The 19,351-nt window shown below is 69.4% G+C and carries 12 protein-coding genes; 2 read left to right on the forward strand and 10 right to left on the reverse strand.

The features are described from left to right. Nucleotides 1-110 precede the first annotated feature (110 nt). Nucleotides 111-467 (forward strand): DUF1707 SHOCT-like domain-containing protein, encoded by a 357-nt coding sequence (locus QMG86_RS24270; RefSeq protein WP_281874976.1) that lies wholly within the window; start codon nt 111-113, stop codon nt 465-467. A gap of 6 nt (nt 468-473) precedes the next feature. Here the strand turns inward: QMG86_RS24270 and QMG86_RS24275 are convergent, their stop codons facing one another. Continuing rightward, nucleotides 474-2,915, reverse strand: coding sequence for a serine/threonine-protein kinase (locus QMG86_RS24275; RefSeq protein ID WP_434086122.1), 2,442 nt, complete (start codon nt 2,913-2,915; stop codon nt 474-476). Nucleotides 2,916-3,044: 129 nt separating this feature from the next. After that, nucleotides 3,045-4,580 carry an amino acid permease gene (locus QMG86_RS24280; protein WP_281874978.1) on the reverse strand — a complete coding sequence of 512 codons (1,536 nt, stop codon included), beginning with the start codon at nt 4,578-4,580 and terminating at the stop codon, nt 3,045-3,047. 215 nt (nt 4,581-4,795) lie between these two features. Here QMG86_RS24280 and QMG86_RS24285 point away from each other — a divergent pair, with 215 nt between their 5' ends. Further along, nucleotides 4,796-5,854: an SPFH domain-containing protein gene (locus QMG86_RS24285; protein WP_281874979.1), complete on the forward strand. Its 1,059-nt coding sequence runs from the start codon at nt 4,796-4,798 to the stop codon at nt 5,852-5,854. Nucleotides 5,855-5,890: 36 nt separating this feature from the next. Here QMG86_RS24285 and QMG86_RS24290 read toward each other — a convergent pair whose 3' ends face one another. The 8 genes from QMG86_RS24290 to QMG86_RS24325 form a co-directional block, all read right to left on the reverse strand. Next, nucleotides 5,891-10,834 carry an NAD-glutamate dehydrogenase gene (locus tag QMG86_RS24290; protein ID WP_281874980.1) on the reverse strand — a complete coding sequence of 1,648 codons (4,944 nt, stop codon included), beginning with the start codon at nt 10,832-10,834 and terminating at the stop codon, nt 5,891-5,893. A 170-nt stretch (nt 10,835-11,004) separates the two neighbouring features. After that, nucleotides 11,005-11,685 (reverse strand): hypothetical protein, encoded by a 681-nt coding sequence (locus tag QMG86_RS24295; RefSeq protein WP_281874981.1) that lies wholly within the window; start codon nt 11,683-11,685, stop codon nt 11,005-11,007. 1 nt (nt 11,686) lies between these two features. Further along, nucleotides 11,687-12,736 (reverse strand): hypothetical protein, encoded by a 1,050-nt coding sequence (locus tag QMG86_RS24300; RefSeq protein ID WP_281874983.1) that lies wholly within the window; start codon nt 12,734-12,736, stop codon nt 11,687-11,689. A 77-nt stretch (nt 12,737-12,813) separates the two neighbouring features. Beyond that, a complete protein-coding gene (locus tag QMG86_RS24305) occupies nt 12,814-13,167 on the reverse strand; it encodes a helix-turn-helix domain-containing protein (protein WP_063024976.1) in 354 nt (117 codons plus the stop codon). Between the two features lie 16 nt (nt 13,168-13,183). Then, entirely contained in the window at nt 13,184-14,905 is a 1,722-nt protein-coding gene (gene eccE / locus QMG86_RS24310) for a type VII secretion protein EccE (protein ID WP_281874984.1), read from the reverse strand. Beyond that, nucleotides 14,902-16,260 (reverse strand): type VII secretion-associated serine protease mycosin, encoded by a 1,359-nt coding sequence (gene mycP / locus QMG86_RS24315; protein WP_281874985.1) that lies wholly within the window; start codon nt 16,258-16,260, stop codon nt 14,902-14,904. The genes eccE and mycP overlap by 4 nt, the downstream gene beginning before the upstream one ends. After that, nucleotides 16,260-17,783: a type VII secretion integral membrane protein EccD gene (gene eccD / locus QMG86_RS24320; RefSeq protein WP_281874986.1), complete on the reverse strand. Its 1,524-nt coding sequence runs from the start codon at nt 17,781-17,783 to the stop codon at nt 16,260-16,262. The genes mycP and eccD overlap by 1 nt, the downstream gene beginning before the upstream one ends. Continuing rightward, the gene (locus tag QMG86_RS24325) at nt 17,780-19,339 is read right to left on the reverse strand and encodes a MinD/ParA family ATP-binding protein (RefSeq protein ID WP_281874987.1); all 1,560 of its coding nucleotides are present in this window, start codon (nt 19,337-19,339) and stop codon (nt 17,780-17,782) included. The genes eccD and QMG86_RS24325 overlap by 4 nt, the downstream gene beginning before the upstream one ends. Nucleotides 19,340-19,351: the final 12 nt, after the last annotated feature.

The raw sequence follows: 19,351 nt of genomic DNA on the forward strand, positions 1-19,351 counted from the left end.
TCGGCGGCGCGGGGCGGAAACAGCTCGCCACGCACACCCGCCGACCGCTTCTTCCCGCCCCTGGAAATCCCCTCGGTGCCCGGTTCCGCCGTCGCGCCTATCCTTCCGGCATGGGTGAATCCGCGGGCACTCCGGCCGGTCTCGCCGACCGCGAACGCGCGATGCGCGAGCTGACCCACCATCTGGGCACGGGCCGGCTGAGCCTGGCCGAGTTCGACGAACTGAGCGCGGCGGTCGCCGCCGCGACCACCAAGACGCAGCTGGCGGAACTGTTCGCCGACCTGCCCGGCAGCACACCACCCCCCGCCGAGATCACCCCGGTCAACCCGCTGCCTCGCCTGGTCGTCCTGGCCGGCGCGGCGGTGGTCTTCTCGGTGGTGCTCGCGGTGACCACCGGCAACTGGCTGTGGCTGCTGGTGATCCTGGCCGCGCCAGCCCTTTTCATGTTCACCGCGCGCACGACCTGAGACCGGTCACCACCTCGACTTCGGCCGGACGTAGTTGGCCAGGTCGACCAAGCGGTAGCGGTGCAGCCGATGCGGGGCGATCCGGGCCAGCGCGCGCAGGCTCGACTCCAGTCCGCGTTGCAGGCCCAGCAGGGTGAACGGGAAACCGAGCAGGGTCGCGTCCGGATCGGCCGCCGCGCCGCCCGCTCGCACCCACTCCAGCGCCGCGCCGACCACGATGACCTGGAGTTGCAGCGCCCGCGGTTCGTCCGGCGCGGCGTCCAGCCGCGCGGCCGCCTCGAGCAGGTCGGCCTCGGTGGTCTCCGGGATGGGTTGCGAGACCAGCAGCAGACATCCCGTCATGCGCGCCACGCTCTGGTACCGCGACGCCTCCGGCACCTGATCCAGGACTTCCACCGCCTCCAGCAAACCGCCGTCGGCGGCGAGCCTGCGGGCCAGGCCGAAAGCCGCGCTCACCAAGCCGTGATTGGTCCGCCACACCGTGCGGTAGTACTCCTCGGCGAGCCGATGCCAGCGGTCACCCGCGGCGTCCCCGAGATGCTGGAGGGTCAGCTCCGCGGTGGCCGCCAGCGCCAGGGCCGGGGCGATCTCACCGGGCAGCATGCCGTGCACCAGGTCGAAGTACTCGTAGGCGCGTTCGTACTGCCCGTCCAGTAGGGCCGCGACGGCCGAATACCACTCCAGCCGCCAATCCGTGCCGTAGTCCGGCCGCAGGTCGGCGAGCCGATCGCAGGCCGGCACCACCTCGCCCAGGTCCAGGTGGGCGCGGACCGCGGTCAGCGTGCCCTCCAGTTCGAACGTCTCCGGCTCCGGAATGGTCCCGGAGACGATCCGGTCGGCGGTGCGGCGCAGCGCGTCCAGCGCGTGCCTGGGATCGCCGTGCAGCAGCGTGGACAGCAGATCGGCGCTGGGGTCCTCGCCGTCGATCAGCGGCACCGGCAGGGCCGCGACGACGCTCGGCGCGTCCAGCGCGGGCAGGCGGTGCCGGCCGTCGGTCATCCCGTCGGTCTGCCCGATCAACGTCTCGATGCCGAAATCGCCGCGCATGGCACCGAATTCGAGCGACGCCTGCGGATGTTCCTTACCGGTGTCGTAGGCGAGCACCATGCGCAGGACGCCGGCGAGCTGGCCGTACATCGCGTAGGCGGTCGGGAAGCGACGTTTGGGATCCGGATCGGTGGCACGGCACAGCAATCGGTACAGCGCCGGATAGTCGCGCAACAGCGGCTCGTCGTCCGGCGACGGGATGCCGGGCAGCTGGTGTCCGTCGGCGTTCTTGGGCATGTCCAGCACCAGCGCGGCCAGCGTTCGTCCGACGGTATAGATGTCCGAGGCGACGGTGGGCCCGGTCTCGGTGATCTCGGGCGCTTGATAACCCGGGGTGCCGTAGATGCTGCCGTAGGACTCCATCGCGGCCACCGCGCCGAGATCGATCAGCTTGACCTCGTCCTCGCTGACCATGATGTTGTCGGGCTTGAGATCGTTGTAGGCCAGCCCGAACGAGTGCAGATAGTCCAGCGCGGGCAGGATCTCCATCATGAAGGCGATCGCCTCGGAGACCGGAATCCGTTCCGGCGCACGCAGGTCCAGCATCCGCTTGAGCGAACGCCCGCCGACGTACTCCATGACGATGTAACCGTCGGCCACGTCGCGCCCGGAACGGTGCTTGACGAAGTTGTGGATCTTGACGATGCCGGGATACGCCACCTCCGAGAGGAATTGGCGTTCGGCGAGGGCGACGACATGCGCCTCGAAGTCGAGCGGGTTCTGCAACCCCTTCAGCACCACCCAGCGATCGCTGACGTTGCGATCGACCGCCAGGTAGATCCATCCGAGTCCGCCGTGGGCCAGGCAACCCTGGACTTCGTACTGGTCGGCGACCATCTCCCCCGGCTGCAGCAGCGGCCGGAAGTTGAACGGGGAGGCGCAACGGCCGCACTCACCCTCCACGGCGCCGGGCCCCGCCGCGGTGGTGCGGCCGACCGGCTGCTGGCATTTCCAGCAGAACCGCTTGTGCTCGGGCACTTCCGGGTTCTGCATCACCGCGGTGCGCGGATCGAGCGGGCTCACCTTGGGCATCGACACCAGCCCACCGCCCAATCTTCGCCCGCTCGGGCGCGAGCGTGCGCTGCGCCCGGAATCCGATTCGGACTCGAGTGCGCCGAGCAGCAGCCGCTCAGCGGTGCCGATGGTTTCCTCGCCCCCGTCGTCGCGGCCGGTCGGCGGCCCGCCGTCGCTGGGCACCGAGTCGACGGCGACGGCACGTCGTTTGTCGACCGTCCGCGGTGTCGACCACGGATTGGGAAGTCGCGGGGGCACCTCGGTCTTGAGCAGGTGCCGAGTTGCCCAAGGGTGAGAAGTTCGCCGAGGCACCTCGGTGCCGCGCATGCGCCGATTCGCCCATGGATGCGCAAGTGGACGGTCGGATGCGCTGGGGTGCTCCGGCATACGAACCTCTCAGACCCGCCGTTGAATCGCGGTTTCATTCTGGTCCGCCGCCTGTCGATGCGCGCGTGTATTGTTCCCGGCATTGGGAATAGTTCCGCCCCGGGCGAACGGCCCGGGGCGGATACTGCCTTACTCTTCGTCGTCGGGCTTGTCGAGGATCACCACCGGGTCGGCCGTCGCGCGGAGCGGCCGCTCGGCCAGGACCGGGAACTGGCCGGTGATGCCCTGGCGGATCTCCGCGATCTGCAGCACTCGCTTACGGGCGAGGAACCAGCCGCCCACCAGCGCGGGAACCATGATGACCAGCATCGCGATCACCGCACCGCGCTGCACGTGGTCGTCGCTGAACGCCATCAGCAAGACCACGGTGGCCAGGAACACCAGCGTCGCGAAGCTCGTGTACGGCGCGCCGATCAGCCGGAACGACGGACGCTCCGCGCGGCCGGTGCGCGACCAGCGCCACAGCTGCAACTGGCAGACCACGATCGCGGTCCAGGCGAAGATGGTGCCCAGCGCCGACATGTTCAGCACGATCTCGAAGGCCTGCTCCGGCACGACCGCGTTCAGGCCGACGCCGATGAGCGCGACCGCGCCGGTGGCCAGGATGCCGACGTAGGGCACGCCGCCACGGGACATCCGCGCCGCGATGGTCGGCGCGCTGCCGTTCATCGACATCGAGCGCAGGATGCGGCCGGTCGAGTACAGGCCGGCGTTCAGGCTGGAGAACGCCGCGGTCAGCACGACCAGGTTCATCACCGAGCCCGCGCCTTCCACACCCAGCCGCGAGAAGAAGGTGACGAAGGGGCTCTCGCCGTTCTTGAACGCGGTGTAGGGCAGCAGCAGCGCCAGCAGGACCAGCGAACCCACGTAGAACAGCGCGATCCGGGCGATCACCGAGTTGATCGCGCGCGGCATGATCTTCTCCGGGTTCTCCGCCTCACCGGCCGCGGTGCCGACGAGTTCCACTGCGGCATAGGCGAAGACGACACCGGTGGTGACCAGCACCAGCGGGAGCAAACCGGTCGGGAACAGCCCGCCGTGGTCGGCGATGACGCTCGGCCCGGTGACCTGGCCATCGATCTTGAAGCGGCCCGCGAGGAATACCGTGCCCACGATCAGGAAGGTGACCAGCGCGATCACCTTGATCAGCGCGGCCCAGAACTCGAGTTCGCCGAACCACTTCACCGACACGAGGTTGATGCTCACCACGACCGCGAGGGAGACCAGGGCGATCAGCCACTGCGGGATCGCCTCGAACGCTCCCCAGTAATGGACATATGTCGCGATGGCGGTGATGTCTACGATCCCGGTCATGCACCAGTGGAAGAAGTACATCCACCCGACCGCGAAGGCCAGTTTCTCGCCGTAGAACTCGCGGGCGTAGGAGACGAACGATCCCGAGGAGGGGCGATGCAGCACCAGCTCACCGAGCGCCCGCAGGATGAAGAACACGAACACGCCGCAGATGGCGTACACGAGGAACAGACCAGGGCCCGCGCTGGCCAGCCGGCCACCCGCGCCGAGGAACAGGCCGGTGCCGATCGCCCCACCGATCGCGATCATCTGCAGCTGACGCGGGCGCAGCGACTTGTGGTAGCCCGAGTCCTCGTCTTCGAGCGCGGCAGCCTGCGCGGGCGCATCCGCTGGTGGTCGAACTGTGGTCATGGCGATGGCCTTTCAGGTGACGGCGATCATAACTTCGCTCAATGTACCGTTAGATAGCGGCACGTTCAATAGCGAGTCGCGACTTGTAACACGCTGGACATCAAAGACTTTGGAAAAACAGCGTCCGAGCAGCGGCGATCGGCGCGGGAGTCGTTGATCGTGCCACCGCATATCGGTACGCTCAATGTGACAAATAGGACGATGAGGGAGCGCAGATGGCCTGGTTCGAGCGGGAATTCATCGCGGTCCCCGAGGACCGCAAGAACCAGCTGGTCTACAAGTGGCCGGATGTCAACATCCGCCGCTACAGCCGCGCGCTGGTCAACGCCGACCAGCTCGCCCTCTTCGTCAAATCCGGGCGCGTGGTGGCCGCGATGGGCCCGGGCCGCCACCGCATCGACGCCGACGAGCTGCCCGTGCTCGGCGCGCTCGTCGACACCCTCACCGGCGGCAACTACTACCGCGCCGAACTGTATTTCGTCTCCACGCGGGAGTTCCCGGGAATCCGTTTCGGCGGCCGGCTGGACGACATCCTCGACCCGGTCAGCGAGCAGGTGGTGACACTGCGCGTCTTCGGCGAATTCGCCCTGACCGTGCGCGACCCGGCCGAGCTGCTCACCGCGCTCGCGGGCACCGCCGATCTCACCGACCAGGACCGGGTGCAGAACTGGTGCGCCGACTTGCTGCTCAAATCCATGAAGATCGCGGTGACCCAAGGGGTCGCGCGCGGCGACTGGCCCGTGCTCGGGCTCTCGGCGCAGCTGCAGCCGATCGAGCACGCGGTGATGCGCCAGACCAACACCGCGCTCTACGAATACGGGCTGCGCATCCCGCGCATGGGCAACTTCGACATCAGCCTGGCGCCGGAGGACGCCGACCGGCTGAAACGACTGGCCAAGGACGTCAAGTACATCCGCCTCACCGGTGATTTCCAGCGCTACGCCGCCGGCGAGCTCGCACTCGGCGCGAGCCAGGGCTTCGCACGCGGCCACCACGGTATGGAAGGTGGATTCCTGGGAGCGGCATTGAGTCTGAACGCCATCGGCCATCAGGTCGGCCACTCCCCCGCGCCGCAACCACCCGCCGCGGCGCCGGAGACCGCCCAGACGACCTGCGCCGCCTGCCAGGCCGCTAATCCGGCGGGCGCCAAGTTCTGCATGAACTGCGGGGCGCGTCTCGCACCGCAGCCACGGCACTGCCCGAGCTGCGGCGCCCCGTCGACGCCCGCCGCCAAGTTCTGCGGCGACTGTGGAACGCCGATGCCCGGAGGCTGACGCCGAGCGCCTGCCTCCGGGCATCGTGCGGCCGGATCAGCCCGCGACCGTCGGCGCCAAGGCCGTCGATTCGCCGCCGCTCACCATGCCGCGAACCTGCCGCGCCGCCACCGACAGCGCCGCGAGATCATGGGTCTCGGCGGCGAAGATCTGCGCCAGCGACGCGCCCGCGCGGGCCAGCCGCGACCGGTTGGTCGACTCCCAGTACGCGATCTTCTCGGCGGTGCTGTCCTGCGGCTCGCTCGCGGTCAGCACGTCGAGGGTCAGCGACCGCAGCGAATCGTAGAGGTCCTCGCGGACCGCGAGGCGCGCCAGTGCCCGCCACCGCCCGCCGCGCTCCAGCTTGCCGACCGCGGTCAGCAGCCGTTCGATCTGGAAGTGCTCGTTGAGCGCGTAGTACAGCACCGCGACCTCCGCGGCGTCGCGCTCGGCGATGTCGGCCAGGTCGATCACGTCCAGCAGCGGGAAGCGATGGATCAGCCCGAACGCCTCCTCGGCCAGCTCCCGCGGCGCGCCACGGGCGATCGAGCGCCGCGAACGCTCGGCGAGATCGTCGGTGAGGTAACCGGTCAGCCACGTGGGCACCTGACCGGACAGGGCGCGCACGCCGTCGCGGTACCTGGCGATGTCCGCGCCGATCGCGATCGGCTGCGGCCGGTTGGACAGCAGCCAGCGCGACGCCCGGTCCAAGGTGCGCTTGGTCTCCAGCTCCAGCTCGTTGCGCGCCGCCGTGGACATCGGCGTCTCCCGGATGCGCTGCCAGAGCGTGTGCAGATCGAAGATCTCCACCGCGGCCTTGTAGGCGCGCACCGCGTCGTCGGTGGTCGCCCCGGCCTCTTCCGCGAGCCGGAACGCGTAGGTGATCCCGCCGTAGTCCACCATCTCGTTGACCACGACGGTGGCCACGATCTCCCGCCGCAGCGGGTGCCTGCCGATCGCGGCGGCGAACCGCTCCCGCAGCGGGGCGGGGAAGTAGGCGGGCAGCACCGACGCGAACGCCGCGCTGTCGAGCAGATCACCGGCCAGCAGGTCGGCCTTCAGCGAGAGCTTCACGTGCGCCATGAGATTCGCCAGTTCGGGCGAGGTCAGCCCGGTCCCATCGGCGGCGCGGCGGGCCAGCTCCGCCTCGGTCGGCAGCGCCTCCAGTTCGCGGTCCAGACCGCGCCGCTGCTCGAGGTCGTTGATCAGCCTGGCGTGCACGCCCGACATGCCCGCCGCGTCGGCCCGCGACATCCCGAGCCGGAAGTTCTGCGAGATGTTGTCGCGCAGCACGAGATCAGAGACTTCGTCGGTCATCGAGGCCAGCAGCGGATTGCGCTCGGCGACGGCCAGCTCGCCGCTGGAGACGACGGCGTCGAGCAGGATCTTGATGTTGACCTCGTGGTCGGAGCAGTCCACGCCCGCCGAGTTGTCCAGCGCGTCGGTGTTCATGCGTCCGCCGTTGCGGCAGAACTCGATGCGGCCCAGCGCCGTCGCGCCCAGGTTGCCGCCCTCACCGATCACCTTGACCCGCAACTGGTCGGCGTTCACCCGGACCGAGTCGTTGGACTTGTCGCCCACGTCGGCGTTGGTTTCGGTGCTCGCTTTGACGTAGGTGCCGATACCGCCGTTCCACAGCAGATCGACCGGGGCCAGCAGGATGGCCTTGATCATCTCCGGCGGGGACAAGGTGGTCACGCTCGCGGGCAGGTCGAGTGCCGCGCGCACCTCCGGCGTCACCGGAATCGCTTTGGCGGAGCGGTCGTAGACGCCGCCGCCGGGGCTGATCAGCGAGGTGTCGTAATCCGCCCACGACGACCTGGGCAACGCGAACATCCGCTGCCGCTCCCGATAGGAACGCGCCGCATCCGGATCCGGATCCAGGAAGATGTGGCGGTGGTCGAACGCGGCCACCAGGCGAATGTGCTCCGACAGCAACATCCCGTTGCCGAACACGTCACCACTCATGTCACCGACGCCCACGACGGTGAAGTCTTGGCTCTGAGTGTCGATCTCCATCTCGCGGAAGTGCCGCTTCACACTCTCCCACGCGCCCTTGGCGGTGATGCCCATGGCTTTGTGGTCGTAGCCGGCCGAACCGCCGGAGGCGAAGGCGTCACCGAGCCAGAAGCCGTAGCTTTGCGCCACGTCGTTGGCGATGTCGGAGAACGTCGCGGTGCCCTTGTCGGCGGCCACGACCAGGTAGGTGTCGTCACCGTCCCGGCGCACCACCTGTGCGGGCGGCAGCACTTCGCCGGTAGCGCGGTCGACGTTGTCGGTGATGTCCAGCAGGCCGGAGATGAACGTGCGATAGCAAGCGACGCCTTCCGCGCCCAATGCCTGCCGGTCCGCGGCTGGATCGCCGGTAGGAGTCGGCGGTTGCTTGACCACGAAGCCGCCCTTGGCGCCCACCGGCACGATCACGGCGTTCTTCACCGCCTGGGCTTTGACCAAGCCCAAGATCTCGGTGCGGAAGTCCTCCAACCGATCCGACCAGCGCAAGCCGCCACGCGCCACCGAACCGAAGCGCAGATGCACGCCTTCCACCCGCGGCGAGTACACGAAGATCTCGAATTGCGGCTTGGGCTTCGGCAACTCGGCGATGGCGTGCGGATTCAGCTTGACCGACAGGTAGTCCAGCCTGGCACCCGCCTCGTCACGCCGGTAGTAGTTCGTCCGCAAGGTCGCCTCGATCAGCCCGAACAGTGCGCGCAGGATGCGGTCGGTGTCCAGGCTGACCACCGCGTCGATCTCGCTCTGCACCCGCGCGGCGATCTCCGCTGCCCGGTCGGTGGCCTCCGTACCGACGCCGTCCGGGTCGAAGTACGCGGCGAACAGGTCGATGCACGACCGCGCGGTCGCCGGATGCGTGAGCAGCACACGGGTGATGTTTCCGAAGGTGTAGGCGAATCCGGCCTGTTGGAGATACTTCGCGTAGGCACGCAGCAAGGCCACCTCGCGCCAGTGCAGACCGGCGCGCAGCACCAGTTCGTTCAGGCCGTCGACTTCGGCGCGGCCGAACCACATCGCGGTCACCGCGTCCGGAAAGCGCCGCCGCGCACTGGTCTCCGGCAGCGACGTGGCGTCGACGGAGTGCGCCAGTTGCGCCGAGGGCTCGGCGGCCAGTGCTTCCCGCAGCGGCGCCGCGGTCACCCGGAGTCCGAAGTCGTAGATCCAGCGGTCCGGCCGGTCCGCCAGCACGATGCGGTAGGGCCGCTCGTCGACCACCTCCACGCCCAGGCTGTGCAGCACCGGAAGCACCCGGCTCAGCGAGACACCCTCGCCCGCCACGTACAGCGTGAAGCGCCATTCGGCGGAAGCGGAGTCGCCCTGGCGGTAGAGATCGGTGTCGATCGCGCCGTCGGCCAGCCGCTCGAGCCTGCGCAGATCGCTGAGCGCGTGCGCGGGCTCGTGCTCCTGCTGGTAGCTGGCCGGGAAGGCCGCGGCGTACTCGGTGACCAGCGCCTGCGGCACGTCGGACGCACCCGCGGCCTCGGCGACCAGGCGGTCGCCCCACGTCCACGTCGTCGCCAGCAGCAGCTCCTGGATCCGCTCGCGATTCTCCTCGGAGATGTCGGCGGCGTCGGCGCCCGGCTTGCGGTGCACGGTGAAGTACACGACGGCCAGCTCCGATTCGGTGGCGCGGGCCGAGTACGCGATCTGCTCGGCGTCGAACTGCTCGCGCAGGATCTCGCCCATGCGCACACGAACTTCGGTGGAGTAGCGGTCGCGCGGCATGTAGACCAGGCAGTAGATGGTGTCGCTGCGCGAATCGCGCCGGATGAACAGCCGCACCTGCCGCCGCAGCCCGAGATTCATGACGGCGGAGACGGTTTCGAACAGCCTGCGGGCGTCGGTGGAGAACAGCTCCACTCGCGGGAACGACTGCATCATCTCCAGCATGGCCTGCCCGGAGAACGAGTCGAGGCCGAAACCCGCCCATTCGATGACCTGCAGCACGCGCCGGGAGATGACCGGGATGTCGAGGATGTTCTCGTGCAGGCCCGCGACGGTGAAGGTGCCGACGAAGACGTGCTCGCCCTTGACCATCTTGACGGTGTCGCCCCAGGCCGCCCGGCCGCTCGGGTCGCTCGCGCCGTAATCGGCCACGCTGATGAAATACAGGTCCCGCGATCCCGGCAGCAGCGAATCGACCGAGCCGTTGGCCATCCGCAGCACCGTGCGCTTCGCGCCCACCACGGGCACGCTGATGTCCGCGTCGGCGCCGTTGCCGAGGATGCCGAGCCCGGTGCCGGGCAGCTGCCACGGCTCGAAGTCGGCGTTCGCGCTGGGCGCGGAGCGGCGGAAGTGGTAGTAGCCGTAGCCGAGTGGGGTGAAGTGCCCGTCGGACAGCCAGCGCAACAGCCCGGCGGTTTGCGGGATCTCCGCGTCACCGGCCCACTGCGCGGCCTGATCGAGCTGATCGGCAACGGTATTGAGCACCTCGACCATGGTCGGTGTGTCGTCGGCCACGCGCCGCAGATCGGCCAGCAGCGGCGGCAAGGCTTGTTCGATCCGGTCCACCAGTTCGTCGGACAGGCCCGCGCCCAGCTGCACGTGGATCCACGATTCGCGCAGCGTCCGCCCGTCGGCCTCCCCCGCAGGCTCGGCCACGCCGTCCCGGGGCGCGATGGACAGCACCCGTCCGTCGGCGTCCCGCGAGACGTCGAAGACCGGGTGCACGACTTCGGTGACCGTCGCGCCCAGGCGGCGCAGCGCCGCGGTCACCGAATCGACCAGCAACGGCATGTCGTCGTTGACGATCTGGATCGCGGCGCCGACCCCGGCGCTGTCGTCCGGCCGGTAGACCCTCGTGGTCGCCGAACCGGGCGCGCGGGTGGCCGCCAGCTCCAAGTGCTGCCGGAAGATCCGCTCGGCCCGGTCCGTGATCGCCGACGTCGAGGATCCCGGCTGGATCCACCGGAAATATGCCGCCTCCAGATCGGTCGGATCATCGCGGAACCGCTTCGGTGAAATCGTCTGCTGGGTGGTTGCCACCATCGATCCGTTGCCTTCCCGAGAACTGCGCTCGTACGTGTTTCGTACTTCAAATAACGTACCGCTGGATAACGGCACAATCAACAGTGTAACAATAATCTGCCAGGACGAACATGGGTTACGCCGTCCGGATCAGGGATTTTCCGGGGCTCAGTGGAACGACCGCGGTGACGTCAGCGGACCAGTCCTGCTCGCGACAAGAAGGTCTGGGCACCGGCTCGACCGGCGAAGGTGCCCGTCTCCAACCGCAGACCCGTCCGAGTGTCCGCGTACCAGACGGTTGCCGAGGGGCCGATCGCCGCGTAGACGGGACCGTCGACGAGGGCCGCTCCACCCGCGCCGCGCCATCGAGAGATGCTGTCGGCCAAGCGATCCTGCGCTAGCACCTCGACGTAGAAGGTCAGGTCGCGGCCGCCGGCGATATTGCCGAACAACATCGGGTCGGTGGCGGCGATGACGCACTTCTCCCGCTGCCCGCCCGAGTCGAGCGGTTGACAGATCGCCGAGGTGCGCAGCAGATCCGGCATGGCTCGCACCGGCGCCGTTCCCTGCACCGTCGACGGCAGGGACAGCGAACAGGAACGCACGCCCCAGACCGCGGCGAGGACCATCAGCAACGCGAGCACCCCGACGGCCTGCCACTGCCAGCGCGGATATGCCTTGTCCACGAATCTCTTCGCCTCGCCGCCCGCTTTCTCGGCGACTTCGGCGACCTGGGCGGGCAGCTTCTCCGCGACGGACTTCACCTTGTCCACGGCCGTGTGCAGCGGCGCTCCGCAGTGCGCGCAGCGCGCATCGGCGCCGGTGTTGCGGTGCGAGCAGTACTGGCAGACCAGTTCGGGCAGTGTGGACACCTCAGCGCCCCGTGATGACGATCGAGGAGATCGCGGTGGTGTTGATCGTCGAATCGCCCTTCGACTCCAGCACGGTCAGCACGATCTTCGAGGCGCTCACCGCGGGCTCGATCTTGGTCACCACCAGGGTCCGCTGGTCGAGGGTCGGCTGCGTGTAGACGGTCTTGGTGCTGTCGTCGAACATGTACGAAACCCGGCTGACCGTGCGGTATTTAGCCCACTGATCCGTGCCGTCCGCGCTGATGTGATCCCAGCCGGGCACGATGCCGATCGAATCGATCTGATAGGTCTTGCCCAGATCGATGGTGATGACCTGACCGTCGACCTTATAGGCCCGCACACACGACCACGCCTTGCCGGTCTGCCCGCCGAAGGCGTCCATCGCCGAGGTGCTGCCCGGCGGGCACTTCGAGTCCGCGGACTTCACCTGGATCATCGAACTCGCCGGTGGCGCGGGCGAAGTCGACGGCGCGGCGGAACTCGGCGGCGGCGTGACGACCAGCACCTGGCTGGCCGAGGTGTTCTCCTGGCCGCCCGTAGTGATCAGCAGCAGCACCAGCAGCACGGCGAGCACCGCGGCGACGATCAGCGCGACCCTGGGTTTGCGCAGCTGGACGAGCGCGTCCTTCGCCATCTGCTGCGCGGGGGCGAGCCGGGTGGCCGATGGCGTCGACGGACGCTCCGGCTCCGGTTCCGGCGTGGCCTCCGCGTTCGATCTCGCGGCGACCGATGAGTAGTCGTTCGCGAAATCCATCGCCGGGGTGGAATCCTGCGCCTGCCCGTTCAGCAGCGCCAGGATTCGTTCGCTGGCCTTCGGGCCGTCACCGGTGCGGCGCCGCGGCGCGGCCTCTCGCGGCTGCGAGTCGAAATCCGGCAAACCGACCGACGGGACGCTGATCGCCGCGCTGTCGACCGGTTCGGCGCCGCCGCCGAAATCCGCGGCGACTGTGGACGGCGTCGCGGAAGACCCGAGTGAAGGATCGGCGAGCAATGCGTCGAGGACCGCACCTCGATGACGGAGAAAGACATCTCCCGGGTCCTCGGCGGGCATGACCCGGATCGTATCCGGACCGAGTCACCCGCCGAGTCGTCGCTATTCCCGCTGGAGAGAACAGCCGACCGGGCGGATCAGCGCTTCTTCTCCTCGGTCACGAAGTACTCCGGCGGCACGTCGAACACCCGCGCCAGCGCGATCACCAGGTCCAAGCGCGGGATCGCGTCACCGTGGATCAGCCGGTACAAACCCGACTGCGACACCGGCACGTCCGGGTAGGCCAATTCCAGGTGCTGCGCCAGCGAGTAGAGCGTCAGCGACCGCGTCGATCCGTCCTCGGTCGAGACGACGGATTCCGCGATCAGCTCCGACAACCGGCTGGAGAAAATCGCCGCCGCGGCCTGTCTGGGAGTTAGCGCGTCCCCGGCGTCCGGATGAGGGAGATCGCCGCCATCGGAATGGGTGTCCGCTACCACGGTGATAGACATTAACCGACCGCTCCCATCAGCTCACGCGACGGCCACCGGGTTGCGGAGGTGCAACCACGGGTCCGGATGCCTGCGCGGGATGCGCGGGCGGACCGTCGACAGTATCGAAATATCGTGTTTCGCCTCTCGGCTCGATGAGGTCAACCCGCACCGTGCGCATCGGGATGCTCACGTCCACCGCGGTTGCGCTGACCTGGTTGATCGCGAGATCGACCGCACGCCTGCGCGGACCGCCGGGCTCGCTGATGGTGACCGTCGTGTGCGCCCTGGACGCACGTGGCGGCAGGTGGTCGAAGACCGCGATGGTGGCCGGGGGCTCCGCCTCCGCGTCGTGGCCGCCGGTGTGCCCGTCGCCCGGGTCGGCCAAGCGCATCGAGCGCGGGTCGCCGACCGCGGTCACCAGCTGGCGCCAGCTGTCCGGCCGCGCCGAGTGGATCTCCACGTCCGCGCCGACCACCATCGCCCGCAGAATGATCTGCTGGGCTACCGGCAGCATGGCGTGCACATCGATGGTGCGCCTGCGCGGGTTGTACCGGGCCGGGTCGAACAGCGGCAGCGCCAGGGTGTGGCGCGGCTGACCACTGATCGCACCGAGGATCTGCCCATTCGGGCCGATCGCGATGGCCAGGTCGGTGACGAGTTCGTCGGGTGCGATGTCGGCGCCGGACTCGAAGCCGCGCAGGGCGCGGACGGACGCGCCGGTGGGCAACGACGCCAGCAAGGCGGTGGACTGGTCGCCACCCAGGAGTCGCAGATAGTCCGGCGGGTCGGTGGTGACCGCGGGGCCGATGAACCGGACGATGGCACGCGGACCCGCCATGTCGTCGGTCAGGCTCACCACGAGGGTGGTGCGGCCGCGGTTCCACGTCCAGCAGTCGTCCAGGCTCACCCCGCTCAGGCGGGTCCAGTCGATCAGGAAGCTGGTCACGCACCGTCCCGGCACCGACGACTCCAGATTGCTCCAGGTTTCCCGGAGGTCGGAGAGCTCGACGCCCGCGTGCAGCAGGCGCGTCGCGTCCTGCAGGGCGGCGGCGGGCAGCGCGTGCGCGGCGATCCCCCGCTCGCGTAGCCGCCCAGCGATGCGATGCGTGGCGCTGGCCAGCGCTTTGGGCGCGACCACCGCGCACGGCCCGCGTTTGCTGAGCGCCGCCAGATTGCGTTCTTGGTCGAGCCGCACCACCAACCAGGTCAGCCGGTCACCGACCACCGGGTGGGTACCGATCAGCTGGTCGTACAGCATGCTGTAGCTGCCGCTGGAGCGGACCCGTTGACCGGTGGTGACGATGTCGATGTCGACCGAGATGCCGAATTGGTCCAGCATCGGAAGCAGCGTGTCCACCGGGATGGTGTCCTCGGTGTAGAGGGTCCGCTCGGCGATGACGGTGGGCAGGTCCAGGTTGGGCGCGAGCTGGATCATCGCGATCAGCGTGTCGCCGGCCTCGTTGACGCCACAGACTCCCGCGGCGACCTGCACGTCCCGGATCCGCGCCGGCTGCGTGCGTTCGCGCGCCCGCGCGGTGCGGCCGGTGCGGTAGGCCACCCAGTCGAGCAGCCAGCGCATGCCGGTTCGTTCGTTCACCCGAACGGTCACCGTCACGACCAGGACCGTGACCACCACCGCGCTCACCCACCACGGGGTCTTTGCCGACAGGCCCGCCAGCAGCGGGCTGCCGACGACGACGAAGGCGGCGAACGGACCACGCTCGACGCCGGCGACCCGTACGCTCGGAAAGCTCACCGGCGCCTCCGCGTCCCGGAGTTGAGATGGCTTCCGGCGAGGCCGAGCAGCACGGCCGCGAGGATGACGACGGTCGCGGTGATCGCGGGCCGCAGATCCTTCGCGCGTGGCGGAGCGGGCATCGGCAGTTCCGAGGACCGGAACAGGCCCGCGGGTTGCTGCGGCGGTGTGCGGTAGCTGAGGGCGGCGAGCGGGTCGATCACGCCCGCGCCCACGATGTTGTCGATGCCGCGGGCCGGCGCGTGTGCGCTGGCCTGCAGGCGGGAAGCGATCTCGCGCGGGGTCTCGTTGGGGAACCGCGAACGCAACAAGGCGGCTACCCCGCTGACGTATGCCGCGGCGAAGGACGCGCCGCCGACGGGCACCAGTTTGTCCGGTTCGCCGACGCCGTTGATCAGGCCACCGCCGCCGGGGCCGAGCGATTCGATGCCGGTCCCCGGTGCGGCCACCGAAACCCAGGGGCCGGTGAGCGAATCCGGCATGGGAGCGCCGGTCGCGGTGGTGAATCCCACGGTGAGCACGTCGGGGCCGAACCAACCCGGCGTGGAGATGGTCTTCACGTCGCGCCAGTTGCGCGGGTCGCTCGGGCGCGCCGGATCGATGTCCGGATTCTGCGCGCAGTTGGCGGCTCCCCCCGCGTTCCCCGCCCCGGCCACGATGAGCGCACCGCGCACGTGGACGGCATGGCCGATGGCCGCCGACAGCATGGACTGGTCGACCTGTGCGTCCACCGGCATACAGGTCGGCAGCGACACGGTGATCACTCCGGCGCCCTGATTCGCGGCGCGCGTGATCGCCCGGGCCAGCGTCCTGATCTCGACGGCGATCCGCTGGCTGGGATCGGAACTCGGCCGTTCGGGACTGAACGCGCCGGAACGCGTGCGGATGGAGATGATCCGCGCGTCCGGCGCCACCCCGGTGAACCCGTCCGTGGCATCGGAGGCGGCGCCGATGATGCCCGCGACCAGCGTGCCGTGCGCATCGCAGTCCGACAGGCCGTCGCCGCCTGGCGCGAGGTAGTCGCCGCCGCCGACCAGGTTGGGCAGGCGCGACTGGGGCTGCACCCCCGTGTCGATGACGGCGACGGTCACTCCGGCGCCCCGGCTCAGCGCCCTGGCGCGGCGCAGATCCAGCGCCAGTTCCGGCGGCGGAGTGCGGCTGAGGTCGCTGTCGGGCAGGACACCTGCGGCCAGGCAGCCTTTCTGCTGCTTCATCGGCTCCTCGGGGCCCGGCGGGTCGTCCGCGGGCGGCGCGCCGACCACGACCTGGGGCGGTTCCAGCGCGACCGCCGGAGCGGCGGTCACTGCCAGCATCACCCCGGCCAGGACCGCCACAGCGGCACTGCCGACCTTCATCAGATCCCTCGCATCGCGGTGTAGACGCCCATGATCCAGAAGGCGATCACCGGAACCACCAGGATGAGCGCGTATTCCACCAGATCGATGACCCGGCGGGTGACCGGCGAGAGCCGCTTTCCCGGCAACCGGAACGCCGCGACACAAGCAGCGCAGGCCGCCGTCGCGACGACGAGTCCGACCACGAGGCGGGCGACCGGGGTCTCGTAGGCGCCGACCAAGCTGAAACCGACGCCGCACACGGTCACGGCGGACCCGGCGATCAGCGCGATCGCCTGGACCCGGTCCGGATGCCAGCGCGCGCGCATCGCCAGCAGGCCGCCGATCGCGGCGGCCATGACGATCTCGCGGATGCCGCCGGGGCTGGTCACGGCCGAGACCACCGCGGAGACCGCGAGCACCGTGGAGATCGCCGCGATCAGGCCGCGCAGACTGGTCACCGCCAGCCGGGCGCGGCTCTCGATACCGGCTTCGGCGGCATGGCGCTGCTGCTCGCCGACCGCGGTGTGCTCGTCCCCCTCGCGCACCGTCTCCGCGTCGAAGATGTCGGTCAGCGTCGTCGGTGAGACCTCGTTGCCGGGGTCCGGCAGATCGGGCGGCCGGATGCGCGCGATCACCACGGCCAACCGTGGCGCCATGGTCAGCAGCACGATTCCGACGAACACCGCGCCACCCGCGACCTGCTCGACGGACAGATCCGCGTAGGTCAGCGGCAAGGCCGCCGCGGTCAGCGTCGCGCCGAGCACCGTCACCGCCATCAGCGTGGCGATGCCCACGCCGCTCACCCGCATCATGGTGGCTGCGGCCACCGCCGCCACCACGGCCCCGGCCGCCAGATTGGCGGCCGCGAACGGGCCCGGCTGACCGTAGGCCGGTGGCACCAGCATCGCGCCGCCCGCGAACAACAGCGGCGTCGCCGACAACGACAAACCCAGGGTGACCATGGCCGGCGCGTTGCGGCGGCGGGCCAGTGCGGCCCCCGCCCAGCACAGCCCGCCGAGCAGCAGGGCGGGCAGCCCGCACCACAGGGCCGAACCGGTCATGGTCCACGACCAAGCCAGCATCGCGGCCACCGCCGAGGCCCCGATGCCCAGCACGGTCAGCCCGACGATCGCGGCGGTGTTCGCGTCGAACTCGGCGAACTCGCGCTCGTTGATCAAGGCGAGCGCGTCGGTGATGTCCTCGACCACCGGCGTGAACACCTCCGCCGACTCGACGACCGACAGCATCAGTATCGTGCCGTCGGTGACGTCGTGGTCGGCGAGGCTGCGCCAGCGCGGAATCGGCAGCTCACCCGGACGGGCCAGGCTCCACTGTCCTTGCGGCGGCGTGAAATCGACGCTCTCGTCATCGATCGCCGAGGCCAGCACGACCAGCAGATCATCGATGAACGTCTCGATGGTGAACTTGGTCGGCACCACCACGTCGACCTGATAGGTGGAGACCATCACGGCGATCCGAGCCCGGGCGACCTCCGCCGACGGCTGCGTCCCGGCAGGCGCGGGCGCGACGGCAGTACTCATCGCCACCCTCCGCGGTCACCGGAGTTGTCGGCGCCGCTGGAGAGGTATCCAGGGAATCCATCGGCCAGCCAAGCGGCCAGCTCTTCGAACGCGAGCACCGTCTCCTTCTCCAACAACCGCAGGTCGATCTCGCCGCCTTCGGCCAGATGCGCGTCATAGGGCAGCACGCAGGTGGGGCGCTGCGCGGTCTCGAACAGCTTCTCGATCGCGTCCACGTCGACGGTCGGCTTCAGCGGCTGGTGATGGACGATGCCGACGATCGACTTCGCGATCAGGTGTTGCAGACCGTGCGAACTCAACCAGTTCAAGGTGGCCACCGCGCCGGTCACGCCGCCGACGGTCGCCGGGGTGACGACCACGACGGCGTCGCTGGTCTGCAGTACCGTCGCCGTCGCCGAATCCAGCACACCGGTCCCGCAGTCGACCACCAGCAGATTGAAGTGCTTGCGCAGCACCTCCACGGCGATGCTGTACTCGCGGCCCGACAGCGCCTCGGTGGCCTCGGTGCTCCACGGCGACGCGATCACGGCGAGGTCGGAGGAGTTGATCGAGGTGAACGACTGCACCGCGGAGAACGCGTCGAGATTCTGCGCCTGCGCCAGATCGCGCAGGGTCAGGCCGTACGGGTGCCTGCAGGTGCGGGTGGAGAGGTCGCCGAAGTCCGGATTGGCGTCGATCGCGACCACCCGGTCCGGGCGCAGGCCCGCGAAGGTCGAGCCGAGCGCCGCCACGGTGGTGGTGCGGCCGACGCCGCCCTTCACGCTGATCACCGCGATCTGATACGTCGTGGTGAGCTGGCGCCGGATGCGCGCTTTGCGGTCCTCGGCGCGCTGTTCCGCAGGCGATAGCCCGAGATTGAAGCCGACCTTGTTGAGCGCGCCGCGCATACCGGAGCTGGAGCGCAGCTGCGCGCGTTTCGCGGCGGAGATGTCGGCGAGCAGTTCGATCGAGCTGAGCGCGGCGGGCAGCACCTCGATGCGCGGCGTCGGCTCGTAGGCGGAGTGATCGACGCGCTCGGGGACCCAGGGCGTGGCCGATCCAGAAGACCACTGCTGATTCGCGGATGTCGGGTCGGTGCGCGCGATGGCCTGGGACGGCGTAGCGGCGGCATGGTCGGCACGGTACTGCTCGGCGGACTGCTGCTGTGCCGAATGCTGTTGCGCTGATTGCTGCGCAGCCGCGGGTGGGGCGGCCGAATAGCCCGGCGAGGGGGCGCTCGGCGGCGGCGGAGCGACGTTGGTCTGCATCGGTGGCGTGTTCGCCTGTGGTGTCGGCGCATTCGCCTGCCGAGGTGGCGGGCCCGCGGCGGCAGGAGGTGTCACCGCCTGCGGGGAGCGGGAATCGGGTTCTCCCGCGGACGGCCGCGGCTCGCGCGGCGCGCCGACCGGTGGTTCGACGTGGGTGAACTTGTCGGCGTCCTGGTTCTTCTCGGCGGCGGGGCCCGGTGCGACAGCCGCGTCGGTCAGCTCGTTCGTCGGTGCGAAGTACGCGTCGTAACCGCCGCGAGCGCGCGCGGACTCGGCCTCATGACCGTTTCTGCTCGGTGCTCGGTTCATTTCCGTCGTCCT

This window comes from Nocardia sputorum (assembly GCF_027924405.1).
Classification (GTDB): domain Bacteria; phylum Actinomycetota; class Actinomycetes; order Mycobacteriales; family Mycobacteriaceae; genus Nocardia; species Nocardia sputorum.

Excerpts from the sequence above, each read along its gene's own strand:
- QMG86_RS24270 (WP_281874976.1), top strand. The coding sequence starts at position 111 with ATGGGTGAATCCGCGGGCACTCCGGCCGGTCTCGCCGACCGCGAACGC.
- QMG86_RS24275 (WP_434086122.1), bottom strand. The coding sequence starts at position 2,915 with ATGCCGGAGCACCCCAGCGCATCCGACCGTCCACTTGCGCATCCATGG.
- QMG86_RS24280 (WP_281874978.1), bottom strand. The coding sequence starts at position 4,580 with ATGACCACAGTTCGACCACCAGCGGATGCGCCCGCGCAGGCTGCCGCG.
- QMG86_RS24285 (WP_281874979.1), top strand. The coding sequence starts at position 4,796 with ATGGCCTGGTTCGAGCGGGAATTCATCGCGGTCCCCGAGGACCGCAAG.
- QMG86_RS24290 (WP_281874980.1), bottom strand. The coding sequence starts at position 10,834 with ATGGTGGCAACCACCCAGCAGACGATTTCACCGAAGCGGTTCCGCGAT.
- QMG86_RS24300 (WP_281874983.1), bottom strand. The coding sequence starts at position 12,736 with ATGCCCGCCGAGGACCCGGGAGATGTCTTTCTCCGTCATCGAGGTGCG.
- QMG86_RS24305 (WP_063024976.1), bottom strand. The coding sequence starts at position 13,167 with ATGTCTATCACCGTGGTAGCGGACACCCATTCCGATGGCGGCGATCTC.
- mycP (WP_281874985.1), bottom strand. The coding sequence starts at position 16,260 with ATGAAGGTCGGCAGTGCCGCTGTGGCGGTCCTGGCCGGGGTGATGCTG.
- eccD (WP_281874986.1), bottom strand. The coding sequence starts at position 17,783 with ATGAGTACTGCCGTCGCGCCCGCGCCTGCCGGGACGCAGCCGTCGGCG.
- QMG86_RS24325 (WP_281874987.1), bottom strand. The coding sequence starts at position 19,339 with ATGAACCGAGCACCGAGCAGAAACGGTCATGAGGCCGAGTCCGCGCGC.